Source organism: Methanobacterium aggregans (assembly GCF_017874455.1).
GTDB lineage: Archaea > Methanobacteriota > Methanobacteria > Methanobacteriales > Methanobacteriaceae > Methanobacterium_C > Methanobacterium_C aggregans.
The window spans coordinates 467,012-483,398 of the sequence record NZ_JAGGLN010000001.1; the positions used below are offsets into that span (position 1 = coordinate 467,012).

Here is a 16,387-nt window from a genome sequence, read left to right on the forward strand (position 1 = left end):
ATAATCATTGTCCACGCTTTTATTGAGGTCCATATTCTATTCCCAGTTTATCAAGAAGTGGCTCAACTCGTACTGTGTGGGTCTGGATACCTAAAACCTTGTAGGGGTCTGCACCCATTGCAAGGGCTAAAAACTGGGCTATGTTCAAGTGGAATATGTTGAATTTCGTGTCTAGTTTCTCCTCTATTTTTGGCTGGTACCTGTCGAACTGCATATGGCAGTTGGGACACATGTGAATGAGAACATCAACATCTTTGTCCTGTAACGCCTGAAGTTTGTCTCCTGTTACTTCAAGGGATGTTTCGTTGTTTGTGAACCTCTGCCTGAAACCTGCACCACAGGTAACCCTCTTGTGATCGTACCATCCAATTGTTTCCACCCCACATGCCTTTAAAAGTTCATCGAGAAGGTTTGGATCCGCCACTCCTCCAATTGTGTCTTTGTAATGAACCTTGCAGTAGTGGCAGGCATGGTGGGATGCAATCTTGAGATCTGAGAAATCAACCTTAACAAGTGGTGCAATATCCTCCCTCTTGTTGAAGAGGATCTCTGCAACATGGAATATGCTGTTTCTTGGATCAACGGTTCCCCTCTCATACTCCATTTTCTGGAGTCCTGCGTCATGGAAGATGCCGTTTATCTTTTCTCGGACCTCATCGTTTTCATTGAGGAGTTTAGCTGATTTTTTGAGTATTGCATAGCATGTTGAACACATGGTTGCTATGTTGTGATGGCCTGAATCAGCTGCTATGTGAAAGTTTCGAGCTGCGAGGGCTGTTGTTGAAAGCTGGTCAAACAGATCGTAGTAATGGCCAAGTCCTGTGCAGCATGACTGCCTTTCATCCACATGGTACTCCACACCAATTCTATCAAATAAGTACTTGGTTGAGGATTCAACACCAGGATATTCCACATTCACAAGGCAGGTTCTGAAGAGTAGGATTTCTTTATCGGGTATCTTCTTCATTTATTACATCTCTTTACGGATTTTTTTAAAATAAAATCATTTAGACTTAATTGTTCATTGGATTCAATTCTTGGAAAAAAATTTTTTAAAATAAAAATTTTAATTAGGATAGATTCTTCTTTTAAAACACATAAAACCATTCATTTATTCTGCTTTTTATGCTTCTTTATTTCCTCAAGCCTGTCCTTAAAGAGTGTTCCATCAAGTATGTCTCCAACCTCTTTCAGGGACTCTCCCTTCATTATGTAGCTTCCAAGTCCCAGATCTGAACGTATGTCATCAAGGTTTATCTTCAGATCAAGGTACCCAGTTCCAACATCCCTTACCATGTCGTCAAAGAATGCGCTGGGTATGGATCCCATTCCAAATTCAAAGAAACTGTCACCGTAGGTTGTAAAGGAATCTATTTTTTTAACACCGGATCCCTCCTTAATTGCCATCTGCCTCAGGATCTGGTTCACCTCACAGGCACTGTTTCCAGAGGGGCAGATACTCTGACAGGTGTAACAGTAGAAGCAGTTCCATATTTTATCATCAAATATAACATCTCTATCATTTTCAAGGACTCTTTTGACCATTTCCCGGGGGTCGTAGTCTGTGTGCCTTGCTCCAGGACATGTAGATGTGCACATTCCACATTGAACACATTTAAAGAGCCCTAAGTCTGGAGATGCTTTTATATTGTTTAAAACTTCTTCTGGAAGGCTTTTATGCCCTTCAGATCCTTTTCTCTCGGATTTACTTTCAAGTTGAATTTTTTTCATGTACCGATATACCTCGCGTAGATGGATCTTGCAACTTTTTCATCATTCGTACCCTTTACTATTGCCCTTCCATCCTTAAATACTGATATTTCAAATTCACCTGTTTTGAAGATCATGATGAAATCTGCACATTTAACTTTCCCCAGTTTCTCGAGTTTTGAAGCTAGTTCCCGAAGCAATATCTCCTTTGGATCTGCAGGAGTTATCTGTATGGCGTTTCTTCCACAAAGTGATGTTATAATTTCCCTCTCTTCAGATTCCAGATATTCAAAGCTTTCATCAACACAGCAGCCACAACTATCATTTTTCTTCACGGTTATACTGTCGTAGGAGTTGTTCCAACCATCGTAGACTATTAGTTCACTTTTTGTATCTTCAACTTCATTGTATTTGCCCAGAAGTATTTTTATAGCCTCTGTGCTCTCCATTGACCCCATGATCACAGTTATGGTGTTCAGTACACCCATGGTGTCACAGGTTGGGAGGGATCCAGGCTTTGGAATACCAGGGTAGAGACATCGCAGACATGCTTTTCCTGGAAGTATTTTCATCATCATTCCAGAGGTTCCTATGGCACCTGTGTACACCCATGGAACACCATTTTTAACACAAACATCATTTACAAGCATTCTAGTCTGTATATTGTCTGTACCGTCCAGTACAATGTCCGCACCACTTAAAAGTTCTTCAACATTGGTGTGGTTCAGATCCTTTATAACTGGGATTATCTCTATTTCTGAGTTTATTGCACTGGCCTTTTTGGCGGCAGCCACGGCTTTAGGTTCTCCAACATCCTTCTCATCAAAGAGCATCTGCCTCTGGAGGTTGTTGAGCTCCACAAAATCCCTGTCAATTATGAATATTTTTCCAACTCCGGCACGTGCAAGGTTGTTTGCAGCAACTGTTCCAAGGGCACCACACCCCACAATAACCACACTGCTCTTTAAAAGCTTTTCTTGACCTTCTTCTTTAATATTCTGTAATATTATCTGTCGCGAGTATCTGCTCTGCATGTTTCCATCTCTAAAAAGATTGTTAGAACTTTATTATTTCTTATTAACAAAACCTGGATTATTGATTTAACCCAATGAAATTATTTTATCTTGTTTCCTCTGGGAATACTTCCTTAAATTCCTGGAATTTATATCTCTATTCCATATCTTTCAATAGGTTCTTTGAAAGCTTCTTTGCAATGGCCGTTATTGTGAGTATTGGTGGTCTTCCAGGTGCCTGAGGTATTACACTTGCATCTGATACGTACAATCCAGTGATACGTGTTTCAAGGTTGGAATCAACAACAACCCCTATTGCAGCTGTTCCTCCAGGATGTGCACCTCTTATAGCTGTTGAGCTGATTGATTCCAGGGCAACACCGAGTTCCAGAAGTATTTCAACAGCCTTATGATATCCCTCCCTGAGGAGGTTCAGATCCCTTGCTGTAAGGGTTTTCTCAGCACTTCCATCATCGTGCACTCGTCCATTGGCTTCATCAGCTATCTTAACCATGAATCCAATGATATCATCGTAACTTGCATCAAAACCTTTTCCTTTAATTGAAGGTAATATCTGGGTTGAAAAGTGGGGAGAAATAAAGTAGGGACCGAATTCTGATTTAACTCCCATTGGAATTTCTTTATTTAACTTTGCATCCTTCAGGAAACCTCCAACAGTTATGAACATATCTGTGAAAAGTCCTTCACCTACTCCCTCTGTTATACCAGAATTCTTAAGTATAACTGGTGTGTTTAATGCCCCTGCTGCAAGCACAACTCTTCTGGCTTTGAATTCTTTTTTATTTCCAGCATCATCAAATCCCTCAACACCTTCAACTTCCTGGCCCTTGTGAAGCACCCTTGTAACTTTAAAATCAGTTATTAATCTTGTTTCACCATTCTTTGATGAATCATCCGATTTTTCAATTAAATCTTGTATAAAATCTGTTGAATCCCATTTAGCGCCCCTTTTACACCCATTTATACATTCTCCACATTTGTTGCATTTTTCAAAGTCAAGGAACTTGGGCATGGGTTCCATGAAGTGTCCGAGCTTTTCACCTACTTCAACGATTTTACGGGTTGAGGGTCCCATCATATCAGCTGGAAGTGCACCCACCTTGAGGTCCTTACTGGCTTCGATAAGTTCCTCAAAAAGGTCCAGGTCGTGTAGCTTGAACTGGGCTGTCACAGAATTTGCATAACAACTTGTACAGGCATAACATGCATTTGCAAGGGCCACTGGGGTTGTGCCCCCAAGTGCTTCTATGTGCATGAGTTCTGCAGGTTGATGCATGAAATTGTAGTGTTCATCTTCTTCATATACCTTTAATTCATCATCTACTTTCAGGGATAACTTTGAATTTAAAATATGCTTAACTGCAGTTCCCCTAGGGTATTGGGAACCTTTTTCTAGGATTAAAATATTTAAGCCTTTGTTTGTAAGTTCTCGTGCAGCAGTTGCTCCGCCTGCACCTGTTCCAACCACTATTACATCGTAGATCATATACTTTCACTTTTCAATTTATAACTCTGGAATAACAATTGTTATAAGAATTTTCATATAAGCTTTGTGTTCAAGGTGAAATTAAAAAAAAAATTTTGAATGGATTAAATTTTTCTTATTAATTAAAATTTAATTCAAATGTTACTAATACAAATTAACTTATTTACGAATTTATTTTATAAATGAATTAATAATAACCCCATATTAAAAATCTTAAGGGTTATCAAAATGTTAATGAAGTTAATATTGAATTAAATTACAATAAAATTTTTATAAAAGACTTTTAATGAGGGATCATTTATCCTCAAGGTTTATGCTAAGATCTCCTAACTGGCTCCTTATATCATCTGCAAGGTCCCATTGCTTCTTTTGACGTAGTTTTTCCCTTGTATCCTTCAGGATATCAATGAGACTATCTTGAACATCATTAGCACCTGTTTTTGTATTGGAGAAATTAAACCCAAGTAACTTTCCAAATTCAATTATTACATCTTTTATTCGTGTGACGGACTTTTTTGAGAGGGTTTTACTGTTTATTTCCCTGTTAACATTCCTTATAAATTCAAATAGAGTTGATAATGCCAGTGGTGTGTTGAAGTCGTTGTCCATTGCATCCAGAAATTCAGATTTGAATTCATCAAGTTTCTGAAGATTTTTTCCATCGGCACCATTTGTATCTGGAACTTCGTCTTCAACTTCATTTAAGGTTTCAAATACCTTGTAAATTCTCCCAAGTCCATTCTTTGACTGTTCCAGTATCTCTGCACTGAAGTCTATTGGACTGCGGTAGTGGGTTGACATGACAAAGAACCTGAAAACCTCGGGATCATATTGTTCAAGGAGTTCCTTGATAGTTATGAAGTTTCCAAGGGATTTGGACATTTTTTCGCCCTTAACATTCAGGAATCCTGTGTGCATCCAGTAGCGTACCATTGGCTTTTGGCCAGAGGCTGCTTCCATCTGGGCAATTTCTGCTTCATGATGGGGGAATATAAGGTCCAGACCCCCACCATGGATATCGTACTGGGGTCCGAAGTAGGTTTCTGTGATGGCAGTGTCTTCAATATGCCAGCCTGGCCTTCCACGGCCCCATGGTGAGTTCCAGCTTAACCCTTCTTTATCATCCCGTTTTTTCCAGAGTGCGAAGTCACCCGGGTTTCTTTTCTCGGTGTCGGGACCTATCCTGTGAACTGTTAGATCTTCCAGTTGGCGGTTTGAAAGTTTTCCAAAGTCTGGAAACATGGATTCATCGAAGTAAACACCTTTGTGGGTTTCATAGGCAAATCCCTTTTCAAGGAGGGTTTTTATTTGAGCTATGATTTCATGAATGTGTTCTGTTGCCCTGGCGTAGAGGTTGACGTTTTCCACTCCAAGGGTCTTCATATCTTCAAGATATTTCTCTTCAAACTCCCTTGCAAGTTCCAGTGGATCTGACCCAACTTCTTCTGCCCTTTTAAGAATTTTATCATCCACATCTGTGATGTTCTGCATGTAAAAAACACTGAAGCCCCTGTACTTCAGGTAGCGTGCAATCACATCGAAGGAGATATAGGTTCTTGCATGACCTATGTGTGAGTTATCATAAACAGTTGGCCCGCAGACAAATAGTTTTACCCTGTTTTCGTTTCGAGGTTCGAATATTTCCTTTTTACGAGTCATGGTGTTGTAGATCTTTATCATACGGCATTACCTGTCTATAATTTTTATAATAGTTTATAAGTTGATTTAATTTCATAATATATTTCTAAATTTTTATTTAAATTAATTTTATTCAAATTTTATATTAACCACATTCATCAAACTGGATTTCCATTAAATCCTTTTTTGATGTATCTGATTCAGTAATTCAATATACATAAAAAAACCATTAAAAGATTCAATATTAGGATTGAAATTAAATAAATTGAGGCCAAGATTGGGATTTGAACCCAAGTATCGTGGTCTGCAGCCACGCACCTAGCCGCTCGGTCATCTTGGCAGAAAAATCGCTGAAATTCAGCTCACACTACATAGGTTAACAATTGTTATATAAATAGTTTGTGTATGATGTGCAGACCTGCTGCACTCTTTGATAGTATCTAATCCATTTAAAATATATTTTTCGGTAATTTAACATTTGAAAATTATTCTGATTAACTAAAAAACGTCTAAAATTCTTTAAAAATTCCAGTTGATTTTATTTAGTTTACAGTACTCATCTCACAAGAATATTGTATCATAGTTTCAGGTTTTCGTTCATTTTATTTTCTCTTCAGTCAATTTTTTTACCTGCATCTGGACCCGGCTGAATTGAGTACACCTCTTCAACCTTCATGAGAATTGCAGCTTTTGGGCTGAGTTTTGTCATGGCGTTTTGGCCCCACTCAGTTACAGTTTCGAAGTATTTTCCATCTGTGAATATCTCAACACTGCCCTTAAACTGGTATGGACATTTTGTTGAGTCTTTTGTGACAATTGAAATTTTTGGGTTTCCTTCAAGGTTTTCACGGGTTTTTTTCATGTAGTTATCTGCTATGAGTATGGTGTTCTCATCCAATGGCCTTGCAAATCCTATTGGAACAACATTTGGTATTCCCTCTGTGTTTGCAGTTGCAACAAATACAAGATCCTTTTCTACAGCTTCCATCATTTCATTCGTCATTGACATTTAATCACCAAAAGTTATATAACAATTGTTAATTATATAAATATTGTGTTTAATTTAATTATTCCAGAATGTGAATCTCGGAATATTCATTGAAAAATAGGATTAAATGAATTTGCCTCAGAAAGAACCTGTTTTAACTTTCTAAGGAATTTTAGGGGAACCCTAGAACAAAAGTATAAATAGTAGAAAAATATAACAATTGTTATATTTCCCGTGGGAAGTTGATTTCATATACTAAGTCCAGAAACAAGCTTTTTATATTGAAGTTACACGCAAAAATCCTCAGAGGAATATGAAACCTTCCACAATCAAACATATAAAGTAAACATCCATTATAAACATTTTAAGGTTTTGTTGAATCATTATAAAACCCCATAATAAAATTTAAGGGATGATTGTGGGAAAATTGGAAAAATTAGAAATAAATAAAAAATTGTGAGACAAATGGTCAAAGTTAAAGATTTGTTTAGAAGGAATAAAGAAGAAAAGGAAAAAATAAATAATGAAGAATTATATGAAGGAGAGGATAGCGTGACAGAAGAAAAGAAGAGAGAATTTGGATTAAGTACAATAGGATTGCACGTAGGACAGGAAGAACCTGATCCAACAACAGGTTCCAGGGCTGTGCCCATTTACCAGACATCATCATACGTTTTTAAAGACACTGCTGAGGCAGCAAATCGTTTCGGACTTAAGGAGTTTGGAAACATATACACCAGGATCATGAACCCAACCAACGATGTCTTCGAGAAAAGGATAGCTGCTGTAGAGGGAGGCCACACAGCACTTTCAGTATCCTCAGGAATGAGTGCAATATTCCTTGCAACATTGAACGTGACGGAACTTGGAGACAACATAGTATCTGGTGATAACCTCTATGGAGGAACCTACGAGTTATTCAACTACACACTCCCACGTCTCGGACGTACAGTAAAATTTGTGGACTCAAGAAAACCTGAAGAATTCAAAAAAGCCATTGATGAAAAAACCAGAGCAATATATGTGGAATCCATTGGAAACCCTAAAATAGATGTTCCTGACTTTGAAAAACTGGCAGAAATTGCCCATGAAGCAGGAATACCATTAATAGTTGATAATACCTCTGCTGTAGGGCTTGCAAGACCTATAAAATACGGAGCAGATGTTGTGGTGCTTTCTGCAACCAAGTACGTTGGAGGACACGGAACATCCATTGGTGGAGTTATAGTGGATTCTGGTAACTTTGACTGGGGTAACGGTAAATTCCCACAGTTCACAGAACCAGATCCAAGTTACGCTGGCTTGAAATATTGGGAAACATTTGGAGACTTTCCTGAACTCGGCAACATTGCATTCACAATCAGAGCAAGGGTTTTACTCTTAAGGGATTTAGGACCAGCACTCAGCCCATTCCATGCATTCCTGTTCCTTCAGGGACTTGAAACCCTTGAGATAAGAATGGAAAAACACTCAAAAAATGCACTTGAAGTTGCAAACTACCTTAAAAACCATGAAAAAGTTGAATGGGTTTACTACCCCGGACTTGAAGATGACCCCAGCCATGAACTTGCAAACAAATACCTCAAAGGAGGCTACGGTGGACTGGTAAGTTTCGGTATCAAGGGAGGACTTGAAGCAGGCAAAAAATTCATAGAAAGCGTTGAACTCTTGTCTCACCTTGCAAACATCGGAGATTCCAAAAGCCTTGTTATACACCCAGCATCAACAACCCATCTGCAGCTCACCCCTGAAGAACAGGCAGCAACAGGAGTTACACCAGACCTCGTAAGGTTATCCATTGGAATAGAAGATATTGAGGACATCATAGCAGATATAGAACAGGCATTATCCAAAGTATGATCATATAAATAGATGGATATTGGATGCTTTGCTCTTCTAATCATTTACTCATAAAATTGGATATACAAGGAATAGGATGAATTCAGATAAAAAAAAGAGGGTTCCAATCTGAATCTGACTCAATCAACGTAACATGGAACCAAAATAACTTAAAGTGTATAAAATGCCCTTAAAACTAAAAAGATTTCTAAATGATGAATTCAGTTCTATATCCTTTGAGTGTAGACTGCTCTAAAAATTAAGATAATAAAAAGAATAGGAGATTTAAAATGAAAAGCGAATCAATCGGAGATGTTAAAACAGAAGAATACAGTTTATCCGATGATTTGATCCTTGAAAGTGGAGAAAAGCTTAAAACTCCCACCATTGCCTATGAAACCTACGGCAGGCTTAACAAAGAAAAAAGTAATGCAATCTTAATCTGCCATGCACTCACAGGAGATGCACATGTTGCAGGATGGCACGAAGAAGATAGTAAGCCAGGATGGTGGGATATAATAATAGGCCCAGGTAAGTGCCTTGACACCCAGAAGTACTTCATAATTTGCTCAAACGTCATAGGTGGCTGTAAAGGGTCAACAGGCCCTTCTTCAATAAATCCTGAAACTAAAAAACCGTATGGATTGGATTTTCCAATAATCACCCTGAAGGACATGATCAATGCCCAGAAAAAACTTGTGGATCACCTTGAAATTAAACAGCTATTTGCAGTTATAGGAGGTTCCATGGGAGGAATGCAGGTGCTTCAATGGTGCGTGTCCCATCCTGAGATGGTTAGATCTGCAATTCCCATTGCAACAACTGCTTATTCTTCTCCACAGCAGATAGCCTTTAATGAGGTTGGTAGAAGGGCCATAATATCAGATCCCAACTGGAACCATGGTAACTACTATGGAAAAAAACTTCCAGACGACGGCCTTGCCCTTGCAAGGATGATAGCCCATATAACTTACCTCAGTAATGAATCCATGTACCAGAAGTTTGGTAGAAGACTGCAGGACAAAGAAGAGTACAGCTTCGACTTTGAAACAGACTTCCAGGTTGAAAGCTACCTCCACCATCAAGGAAACTCCTTCACAAAACGATTCGATTCAAATTCCTATTTATACATCACCAAGGCAGTGGACTACTTCGATCTTTCAGGGGGAGGATCCCTTCAAGAGGCCTTTAAAGATGTGAAAGCCAAATTCATGGTCATATCCGTGGATTCAGATTGGCTCTACCCACCATCACAGTCAAAGGACATAGTAATGGCTTTAAGTGCAAATGATGTGGATGTGCAGTACTGTGAAATAAAATCAAGCTACGGACACGATGCATTTCTACTTGAAGCAGGACAGCTCAATTACCTCATTACAGGATTCCTCACAGACACAACAGTAGAAGACGTTATGACAAGTGAAGCTGCAGTTATAAGTGAAAAATCAAGTATAGTGGAAGCTGCAGAGATGATGCTCAAAGAAAAGGTAACACACCTACCTGTTATAGCCACAAATGGTCAGTTGAGAGGTATTGTAACAGCATGGGACATTTCCAGATCTGTGGCCTTAAAATATGATAAACTGGACGATATAATGGTTAAAGAAGTTGTTGTGGCAAGACCTGAAGACTCCATTGAAAATGCGGCCCGTAAAATGAAGGAATATAATATTTCATCCCTTCCAGTTGTGGATGACAACGAAATGGTTATAGGAATTGTGACAAGCGACCACATGAGCACTTTAATTGCCAAAGACTGATATCTACTAATAAAAAAAGTATTTTACTTAAAATAACATAATTAAGTTAGATTAATGTTAAATGCGTTCTAAAACTGAATTTATTTAAAAAAAATTATTAAAACATTTAATTTCACAGGAAAATTAATTCAAAATCATAAAAAATAAGAATACTAAGAGGTGGATTAAACATGATTTACATGGATCATTCAGCAACATCCCCAGTGGATCCAGAGGTTTTTGAGGCAATGAAACCCTACTTCCAGGAGGAATTTGGAAATGCCTCAACATTGTACAAACTTGGAAGAGACAGTAAAAGGGCAATGGAAGATGCAAGGGCACAGGTAGCATCAATAATTGGTGCAGAACCTAAAGATGTTATCTTCACAAGCGGTGGAACAGAATCTGATAACATTGCAATTAAGGGTACAGCTTACAAACTCAAAAACAAGGGTAAACACATAATCACTTCAAACATAGAACACCCAGCAGTGCATGAAACATGTAAATACCTTGAAAAGAAGGGATTTGAAGTTACATACATTCCTGTAGGTACAGATGGAATTGTAAAAGTTTCAGATGTTGAAACTGCAATCAGGGACGACACAATACTCATAACCATAATGCATGCAAACAACGAAATTGGAACAATACAGCCAATCGCTGAGATAGGAAAAATAGCCCATGAAAAGGGAATATTGTTCCACACAGATGCAGTTCAGTCCGTTGGAAAGATTCCAGTTGATGTGAATGATTTAAATGTTGACATGTTATCAATATCCTCCCACAAACTCTACGGACCCAAGGGTATTGGAGCCCTTTACATAAAAAAAGGTGTTCGCCTTGAACCTATAATTCACGGTGGAGGTCATGAAAGGGGATTAAGACCAGGTACAGAGAATGTTCCAGGAATCGTTGGCTTTGGAAAAGCCTGCCAGCTTTCAGAGGAAAATCTTGAGGAGGAATCTGCAAGACTCACAAGACTCCGTAACAAACTCGTGGATGCAGTTCTTAAAGAGAATGAAAAAGCCTACCTGAACGGTGACAGGGAAAAACGTCTACCTGGAAATGCAAACTTCCGTTTCACAGGTATAGAGGGAGAATCTTTGATACTTCACCTTGATTCCAAGGGAATTGCAGCATCAACAGGTTCAGCATGCTCATCAACCAAACTCGAGCCATCACAGGTTCTCATGGCAATAGGACTTGAAGAGGTGGAGGCCCATGGATCCCTGCGTATCAGTATGGGAAGGGAAAACACAGAAGAAGATGTTGAACATGCAATTGTGGCCATTAAAGAGGTTGTTAGTACTTTGAGGAATATGTCACCATTATGGTGTAGTAAGGAGGAATAATATGTACAGCGAAAAGGTTATGGACCATTTCCAGAATCCTAGAAATGTTGGGGAAATAGAGGATGCCGATGGTGTGGGAACCGAGGGAAACCCCACCTGCGGAGACCTTATGACCATATACATAAAGGTTGAAGATAATGTTATCACGGATGTGAAGTTCAAAACCTTCGGCTGCGGTGCTGCAATAGCCACAAGCAGTATGATAACAGAGATGGCAGTTGGAAAAACCATAGAAGAAGCCCTGAAGATAACACGTAACGATGTGGCTGAAGAACTTGAGGGACTGCCACCAGTTAAAATGCACTGCTCAAACCTGGCTGCAGATGCCCTTCGTGCTGCAATTGCAGACTACAAAATGAAACAGGCTGAGGAAGAACAGGCAGAAAGCTGAAATATTTCTTTTTATCTTCTTTTTTTATTTTTATCCAAAACCTTCTTTTTATTGTTAGTTTACCAAACCCTTGGTATCAAACGGTAGCGCGTTGTTTTAGTGTATCCCATATACCCTGGCAACTCTTTTTTTAATGTACGATCTTCTAATACAGTGCGAATCACTAACATAATGGTTATTACAGTGCTGGGCACAAGCCCCCACCACGAGCCCAAAATGAGCGGAGCTGCCAGCACAGAAACAATCCCAGCAGCATATCCCGGATGTCTCACAACCCTGTAGGGACCAGATTTGCAAACCTGCTGGTCTTCTTGAACCATAACCGTGCACTCGAAGTATGAATTAGCATACATTGCCCAGAAAGATATGTAAGAGGCAAATGTAACCATAAACAAACCTAAAACAGTTAACCACAAGGGCATTGTTGACCATCCGTAACGTACTGCATCAAATCCCGATATAATGAGTACCATAAAATACATGGGTATATAAGAAACAGCAAAAACTTTGTCAAATCGTTTGGCGCCTTTTTTAATAAGTTTGGCACGCTCATTGAGCAATTCCGGATTTATTCTCATTAAAAAAAGAGTATATACAATCTCATAACCTATCATAAACCCAAAATACATCCATCCATTGATCCAGTATATATCATTTGCTGAAATTAACAGCACAATAAAAGCCAGGATAACTGATAAAAAATTAACGACCACACCCCTTCCGCCGTCTCGATTTAATTTGGAAGTTTCACTGTTTTTAGTTGTTGATTCTGGCATAAATTCCTCCAAATAATGCATATAACTCCATTATATATTATTAATTTATTAATTATAGAAAATAAATTTATCCATCCAAATAATCATTGAAGTTTAAAAAAACAACCTATTGATTCACGCATAAATTCACCCACCTACTACAGGATTTATTTCTTTTTCATCTTCCTGGAAAATTGAATTTTAATCAGTTGGCTTTCGGCCTTTAAACGCCAAAATAAGACCCCACAATATTTCAACAAGATAAAACAAAAACGATTTAATCAATTAAATGAATTAAAACATAACTATATCTGTCAAAAAATTAATAATATTAATTAGAATACAAAGGAATTGCTGTAGAGTATTAAAAAAATAAGGAGCGAAAAAATGGTAGAAACTACACAAGCGACTGGTGGATCGATGGTGGGACTTGCTATTATTTTCTTAATTATTTTCCTATTATTCCCAGCTTTCGCAATTTGGCTACTTTGGATCGCATTGTTAGTCATGATAATTGGCGGAATTATTAGCATCTTGAGTTCATAATTCCAGTTATCGAAACTCGGATATATGAAACTCATAAATCTTTTTTTTTAACTCCATATCTGAAGATAATTATTGGTTTCTATGCTTAGATGTCCTGAAAATATTAAAAATTAGTAAATACACATTCAGGTTAGGAAAGTTGGAATAACTTACAGATTCCCTTTTTTTCATTTTCAATAGATGTAAACACTCCCCAAGAAAAGGTTTCTTTTTTTAAAATTTTAATCCATAAAAAAAAATAAATTAAAAGATCATCCAAATCTCTTCTTCAATGCCCTTATAACTGCCGCCATATCATCTTTACTCATGCATGCAACTGCATCATCCAGTTCATCCCATAACATTCCCTTGAAGTTTTCAACAAACTCCTTCACTTCACTTTCACTCATACAGGTTTCAGCCATACAATCACCATCCTTTTTATTATTTATGTTTTGGATGTGATTTATTAGTTTTTGTTGATTACCTCCAGGAACTAGAATCAATCATAAACCTTGAAATCTGTTAATATCTCTATTTTAAGATAATAATAAAACAGCTTGAACTCATCTTCACATGATGATAGTTAAAGCCCTGAACTCTGCAGGTGACACATTAAGATGGTTTAGAGACTCCATTTATGCCAGAAAGGTTTGGTTATGGAGATCTGAAGAAAAAGGAAGAAATTCTATTTTGTAAGTTTTCAATCATATCTGGATCTTTACAGACAAGGAATTGCAATTCTTAACATATCCATATATTTATTAAGGGGATCATCTAAAACTCTTGATCAGAACTTATTAAAAATCGAATAATTGGATGGGGCTGATCTCTATAAAATCAGTTGAAACCCATACAATAATAATATTAAAGGCAATGATTGGATAAAACCAAAAAATACAAAGAAAACACTATTAAAAAATTTATAACCATCACAACTGTTGTGAGCAATGAGCGATATGATTTTTTTCACATAACACTTCAGTTAGGACATGACTTTTACAGTGACACCTACCACAGACAAGAGATACCCAATTCTCATCCATTTTCCTCCTTACTATATGGATAGGGATGTGGTGAGTGAAACAGGTTCCTGGATATTATTCCAGGGACTTTCACATTCATTGTAGTGATCTGTTGTAACCTATTGCATATCTAAGCCAATTTCATAGAATAAAAGCAGAAATTAATTATAAACTGTTGATTTTAAAATAAGAAAAACTTGAATAAATTTTCTTTTTAACTTAAATTTAAAAATAAAAAAAAATATTTGTTGTTTCATCCCTTAATTGGAATGAAATCAACGTTTAACCTGGGAATCCAAAGAATTTACATGCAGCTTTGATCATTTTGAGCTCAACTGCTGCGTAACCTGCTGTTGTTCCAGAGTCCCTTTCAACTTCAAGGGTTATGGTGCTGATACCGTAGTTGTGTCCCTGGTTTCTGACCATTCCATTCTGGCCAGAACCGTACTCAACTTCACAGCCTGTTACACTCTTAACGTAGTTTGCCCATTTGCTCTCACCAGAATATGAGGATGCTGCTGTTGGTGTTGTGGCGTATATAACTCCCTTGGTGTAGGAAGTTAAACCTCCGCCGGAGTGAACATCGAGTATGTTGGTTATACCATGGTTTTTAGCGAATTGAACAACGTTCCATCCTGGAGTTCCCTGAACATTGGCAACCCTGTTTGGATCCACATATTTGTAGCCTGTCTTCTTCACGTATTTGTAGAGCCACTTGTAGGTCTTTTTGTAGTAGGTTTTTTTAACCCATTTGTAGTACTTCTTTCCATGGTACCTGTAAACCTTTTTGTACCACTTTGTGTAGGCCTTTTTGTACCACACCTTCTTGTATTTAACTTTTACAGTGTAGGTGTATTTCATTGGGCCGTAGTACCTTGAATTCAGTGAAGTATCCTTTGGAATTGCAAAGGGAACCACGTAAAGAGTTCCACTGAAGTTCGTGTTTTTGATGTACTCCAGGTACTTCATTGTGGCTATGTTGGCCTCTTCTTCATTTCCATGAATTCCAGCCCATATTAAAAGTTTATTACCACTACCATTTCCAAACTGAAGAACAGCTGAACCCTGTTTCTCTTTTTCAAGTATCTGGTTTGCAAGATCTGTTCTAGGAATGTTGGTTGTGGATGCAATTTCAGGGTTCTTGGTTACATCTGCACCAACATGGCTGTCTAATGTGGAGATGGTGTAGGGTGTTGCATTTGTGGTGTTGTTTGCAGCAAAACCTGCAGGCATCACAATCATCAACATCGCCAGTAAAGCAAGAAAACCAATTATTATGGACTTCCCCTTAATATCTAAAGTTATATCTCTATTTTTAATTCAATCATCCCCCGCCTCAAGAAAGATTTTAAAATATGTAATACGTATTCATGATTTGTTGGTAGTCATTAATAATGGTTTTCTTCTGGTGGTATAAAATAAAGTTGTTTAAGTTCTTATTAAGTAAAAAAAGTATATTCCTGACCTTTAAAGGTAAAAAAAGAGTTTAAAAGATAAAAATAGATTTATATTTTCCTGTAAACGTTGATTTCACCTTCTTTTTCATAGAATTCATTTAAACTTGGCACGATCCTCTTGAAGTGTTCTGATGCCATATGATCCCCAAGTGAATCCATGTCTTCCCATTCTTCAATTATAGTAACTACCCTTGAATCGTTCACATCTTGATAGAGTCCGTAACTGATGCATCCATCCTCTTTCAGGCTTGCTTCAACGAGTTCAGCTGCATTTTCTAAAAAATCGTTGATTCTAGATTCTTCTATGAAATGTTTGGCAACAACTTTGATCATGATTTTCCTCCATTGAACCCTATTGATTTGAATTTTAATATTTCTTTTGGTAAAATAAATTCATAGCACATGGCCTTTACTCTTAGAACTAGTTGTTTCAATCCTTGTTTTA

Annotated in this window: 14 protein-coding genes and 1 tRNA gene; 4 read left to right on the forward strand and 11 right to left on the reverse strand. The window is 37.7% G+C overall.

What is annotated here, in order from left to right:
* Positions 1 to 19: 19 nt before the first annotated feature.
* From hdrB to J2756_RS02330, 7 genes are all read right to left on the reverse strand, one after another.
* A complete protein-coding gene (hdrB, locus tag J2756_RS02300; RefSeq protein ID WP_209582030.1) occupies positions 20 to 967 on the reverse strand; it encodes a ferredoxin:CoB-CoM heterodisulfide reductase subunit HdrB in 948 nt (315 codons plus the stop codon).
* Positions 968 to 1,107: 140 nt separating this feature from the next.
* Positions 1,108 to 1,731 carry a ferredoxin:CoB-CoM heterodisulfide reductase subunit HdrC gene (gene hdrC, locus J2756_RS02305; RefSeq protein ID WP_209582033.1) on the reverse strand — a complete coding sequence of 208 codons (624 nt, stop codon included), beginning with the start codon at positions 1,729 to 1,731 and terminating at the stop codon, positions 1,108 to 1,110.
* Positions 1,728 to 2,744: a ThiF family adenylyltransferase gene (locus J2756_RS02310; protein WP_209582038.1), complete on the reverse strand. Its 1,017-nt coding sequence runs from the start codon at positions 2,742 to 2,744 to the stop codon at positions 1,728 to 1,730. Before J2756_RS02310 ends, hdrC begins: the two co-directional genes overlap by 4 nt.
* A 136-nt stretch (positions 2,745 to 2,880) precedes the next feature.
* Entirely contained in the window at positions 2,881 to 4,230 is a 1,350-nt protein-coding gene (locus J2756_RS02315; protein WP_209582041.1) for a GMC family oxidoreductase N-terminal domain-containing protein, read from the reverse strand.
* Positions 4,231 to 4,524: 294 nt separating this feature from the next.
* Positions 4,525 to 5,910 carry a cysteine--tRNA ligase gene (cysS, locus tag J2756_RS02320; RefSeq protein WP_209582044.1) on the reverse strand — a complete coding sequence of 462 codons (1,386 nt, stop codon included), beginning with the start codon at positions 5,908 to 5,910 and terminating at the stop codon, positions 4,525 to 4,527.
* A gap of 227 nt (positions 5,911 to 6,137) precedes the next feature.
* A tRNA-Cys gene (locus tag J2756_RS02325) sits at positions 6,138 to 6,208 on the reverse strand.
* A 273-nt stretch (positions 6,209 to 6,481) separates the two neighbouring features.
* Positions 6,482 to 6,877 carry a pyridoxamine 5'-phosphate oxidase family protein gene (locus J2756_RS02330; protein WP_209582047.1) on the reverse strand — a complete coding sequence of 132 codons (396 nt, stop codon included), beginning with the start codon at positions 6,875 to 6,877 and terminating at the stop codon, positions 6,482 to 6,484.
* Between the two features lie 531 nt (positions 6,878 to 7,408).
* Here J2756_RS02330 and J2756_RS02335 point away from each other — a divergent pair.
* The 4 genes from J2756_RS02335 to nifU all read left to right on the forward strand — a co-directional run bounded on the left by J2756_RS02335 (position 7,409) and on the right by nifU (position 12,180).
* Positions 7,409 to 8,716 carry an O-acetylhomoserine aminocarboxypropyltransferase/cysteine synthase family protein gene (locus tag J2756_RS02335; RefSeq protein WP_342593088.1) on the forward strand — a complete coding sequence of 436 codons (1,308 nt, stop codon included), beginning with the start codon at positions 7,409 to 7,411 and terminating at the stop codon, positions 8,714 to 8,716.
* A 269-nt stretch (positions 8,717 to 8,985) separates the two neighbouring features.
* Entirely contained in the window at positions 8,986 to 10,455 is a 1,470-nt protein-coding gene (gene metX / locus J2756_RS02340) for a homoserine O-acetyltransferase MetX (protein WP_209582053.1), read from the forward strand.
* Positions 10,456 to 10,628: 173 nt separating this feature from the next.
* Positions 10,629 to 11,789 (forward strand): cysteine desulfurase NifS, encoded by a 1,161-nt coding sequence (gene nifS / locus J2756_RS02345; RefSeq protein ID WP_342593092.1) that lies wholly within the window; start codon positions 10,629 to 10,631, stop codon positions 11,787 to 11,789.
* Position 11,790: 1 nt separating this feature from the next.
* Positions 11,791 to 12,180 (forward strand): Fe-S cluster assembly scaffold protein NifU, encoded by a 390-nt coding sequence (nifU, locus tag J2756_RS02350; protein WP_209582071.1) that lies wholly within the window; start codon positions 11,791 to 11,793, stop codon positions 12,178 to 12,180.
* A 59-nt stretch (positions 12,181 to 12,239) separates the two neighbouring features.
* Here nifU and J2756_RS02355 read toward each other — a convergent pair whose 3' ends face one another.
* The 4 genes from J2756_RS02355 to J2756_RS02370 all read right to left on the reverse strand — a co-directional run bounded on the left by J2756_RS02355 (position 12,240) and on the right by J2756_RS02370 (position 16,275).
* Positions 12,240 to 12,956: a methyltransferase family protein gene (locus tag J2756_RS02355; protein WP_209582074.1), complete on the reverse strand. Its 717-nt coding sequence runs from the start codon at positions 12,954 to 12,956 to the stop codon at positions 12,240 to 12,242.
* Between the two features lie 776 nt (positions 12,957 to 13,732).
* On the reverse strand, positions 13,733 to 13,885 hold the full coding sequence (locus J2756_RS02360) for a hypothetical protein (RefSeq protein ID WP_209582077.1): 153 nt from the start codon (positions 13,883 to 13,885) through the stop codon (positions 13,733 to 13,735).
* Positions 13,886 to 14,767: 882 nt separating this feature from the next.
* Positions 14,768 to 15,727 carry a succinylglutamate desuccinylase/aspartoacylase family protein gene (locus J2756_RS02365; RefSeq protein ID WP_209582080.1) on the reverse strand — a complete coding sequence of 320 codons (960 nt, stop codon included), beginning with the start codon at positions 15,725 to 15,727 and terminating at the stop codon, positions 14,768 to 14,770.
* Between the two features lie 263 nt (positions 15,728 to 15,990).
* On the reverse strand, positions 15,991 to 16,275 hold the full coding sequence (locus tag J2756_RS02370; RefSeq protein ID WP_209582083.1) for a putative quinol monooxygenase: 285 nt from the start codon (positions 16,273 to 16,275) through the stop codon (positions 15,991 to 15,993).
* Between the last annotated feature and the right edge of the window lie 112 nt (positions 16,276 to 16,387).

What these genes read in the sequence shown, in the direction of transcription:
- hdrB (WP_209582030.1), bottom strand. Translation starts at nt 967, where the DNA reads ATGAAGAAGATACCCGATAAAGAAATCCTACTCTTCAGAACCTGCCTT.
- hdrC (WP_209582033.1), bottom strand. Translation starts at nt 1,731, where the DNA reads ATGAAAAAAATTCAACTTGAAAGTAAATCCGAGAGAAAAGGATCTGAA.
- J2756_RS02310 (WP_209582038.1), bottom strand. Translation starts at nt 2,744, where the DNA reads ATGCAGAGCAGATACTCGCGACAGATAATATTACAGAATATTAAAGAA.
- J2756_RS02315 (WP_209582041.1), bottom strand. Translation starts at nt 4,230, where the DNA reads ATGATCTACGATGTAATAGTGGTTGGAACAGGTGCAGGCGGAGCAACT.
- cysS (WP_209582044.1), bottom strand. Translation starts at nt 5,910, where the DNA reads ATGATAAAGATCTACAACACCATGACTCGTAAAAAGGAAATATTCGAA.
- J2756_RS02330 (WP_209582047.1), bottom strand. Translation starts at nt 6,877, where the DNA reads ATGTCAATGACGAATGAAATGATGGAAGCTGTAGAAAAGGATCTTGTA.
- metX (WP_209582053.1), top strand. Translation starts at nt 8,986, where the DNA reads ATGAAAAGCGAATCAATCGGAGATGTTAAAACAGAAGAATACAGTTTA.
- nifU (WP_209582071.1), top strand. Translation starts at nt 11,791, where the DNA reads ATGTACAGCGAAAAGGTTATGGACCATTTCCAGAATCCTAGAAATGTT.
- J2756_RS02355 (WP_209582074.1), bottom strand. Translation starts at nt 12,956, where the DNA reads ATGCCAGAATCAACAACTAAAAACAGTGAAACTTCCAAATTAAATCGA.
- J2756_RS02360 (WP_209582077.1), bottom strand. Translation starts at nt 13,885, where the DNA reads ATGGCTGAAACCTGTATGAGTGAAAGTGAAGTGAAGGAGTTTGTTGAA.
- J2756_RS02365 (WP_209582080.1), bottom strand. Translation starts at nt 15,727, where the DNA reads ATGATTGTGATGCCTGCAGGTTTTGCTGCAAACAACACCACAAATGCA.
- J2756_RS02370 (WP_209582083.1), bottom strand. Translation starts at nt 16,275, where the DNA reads ATGATCAAAGTTGTTGCCAAACATTTCATAGAAGAATCTAGAATCAAC.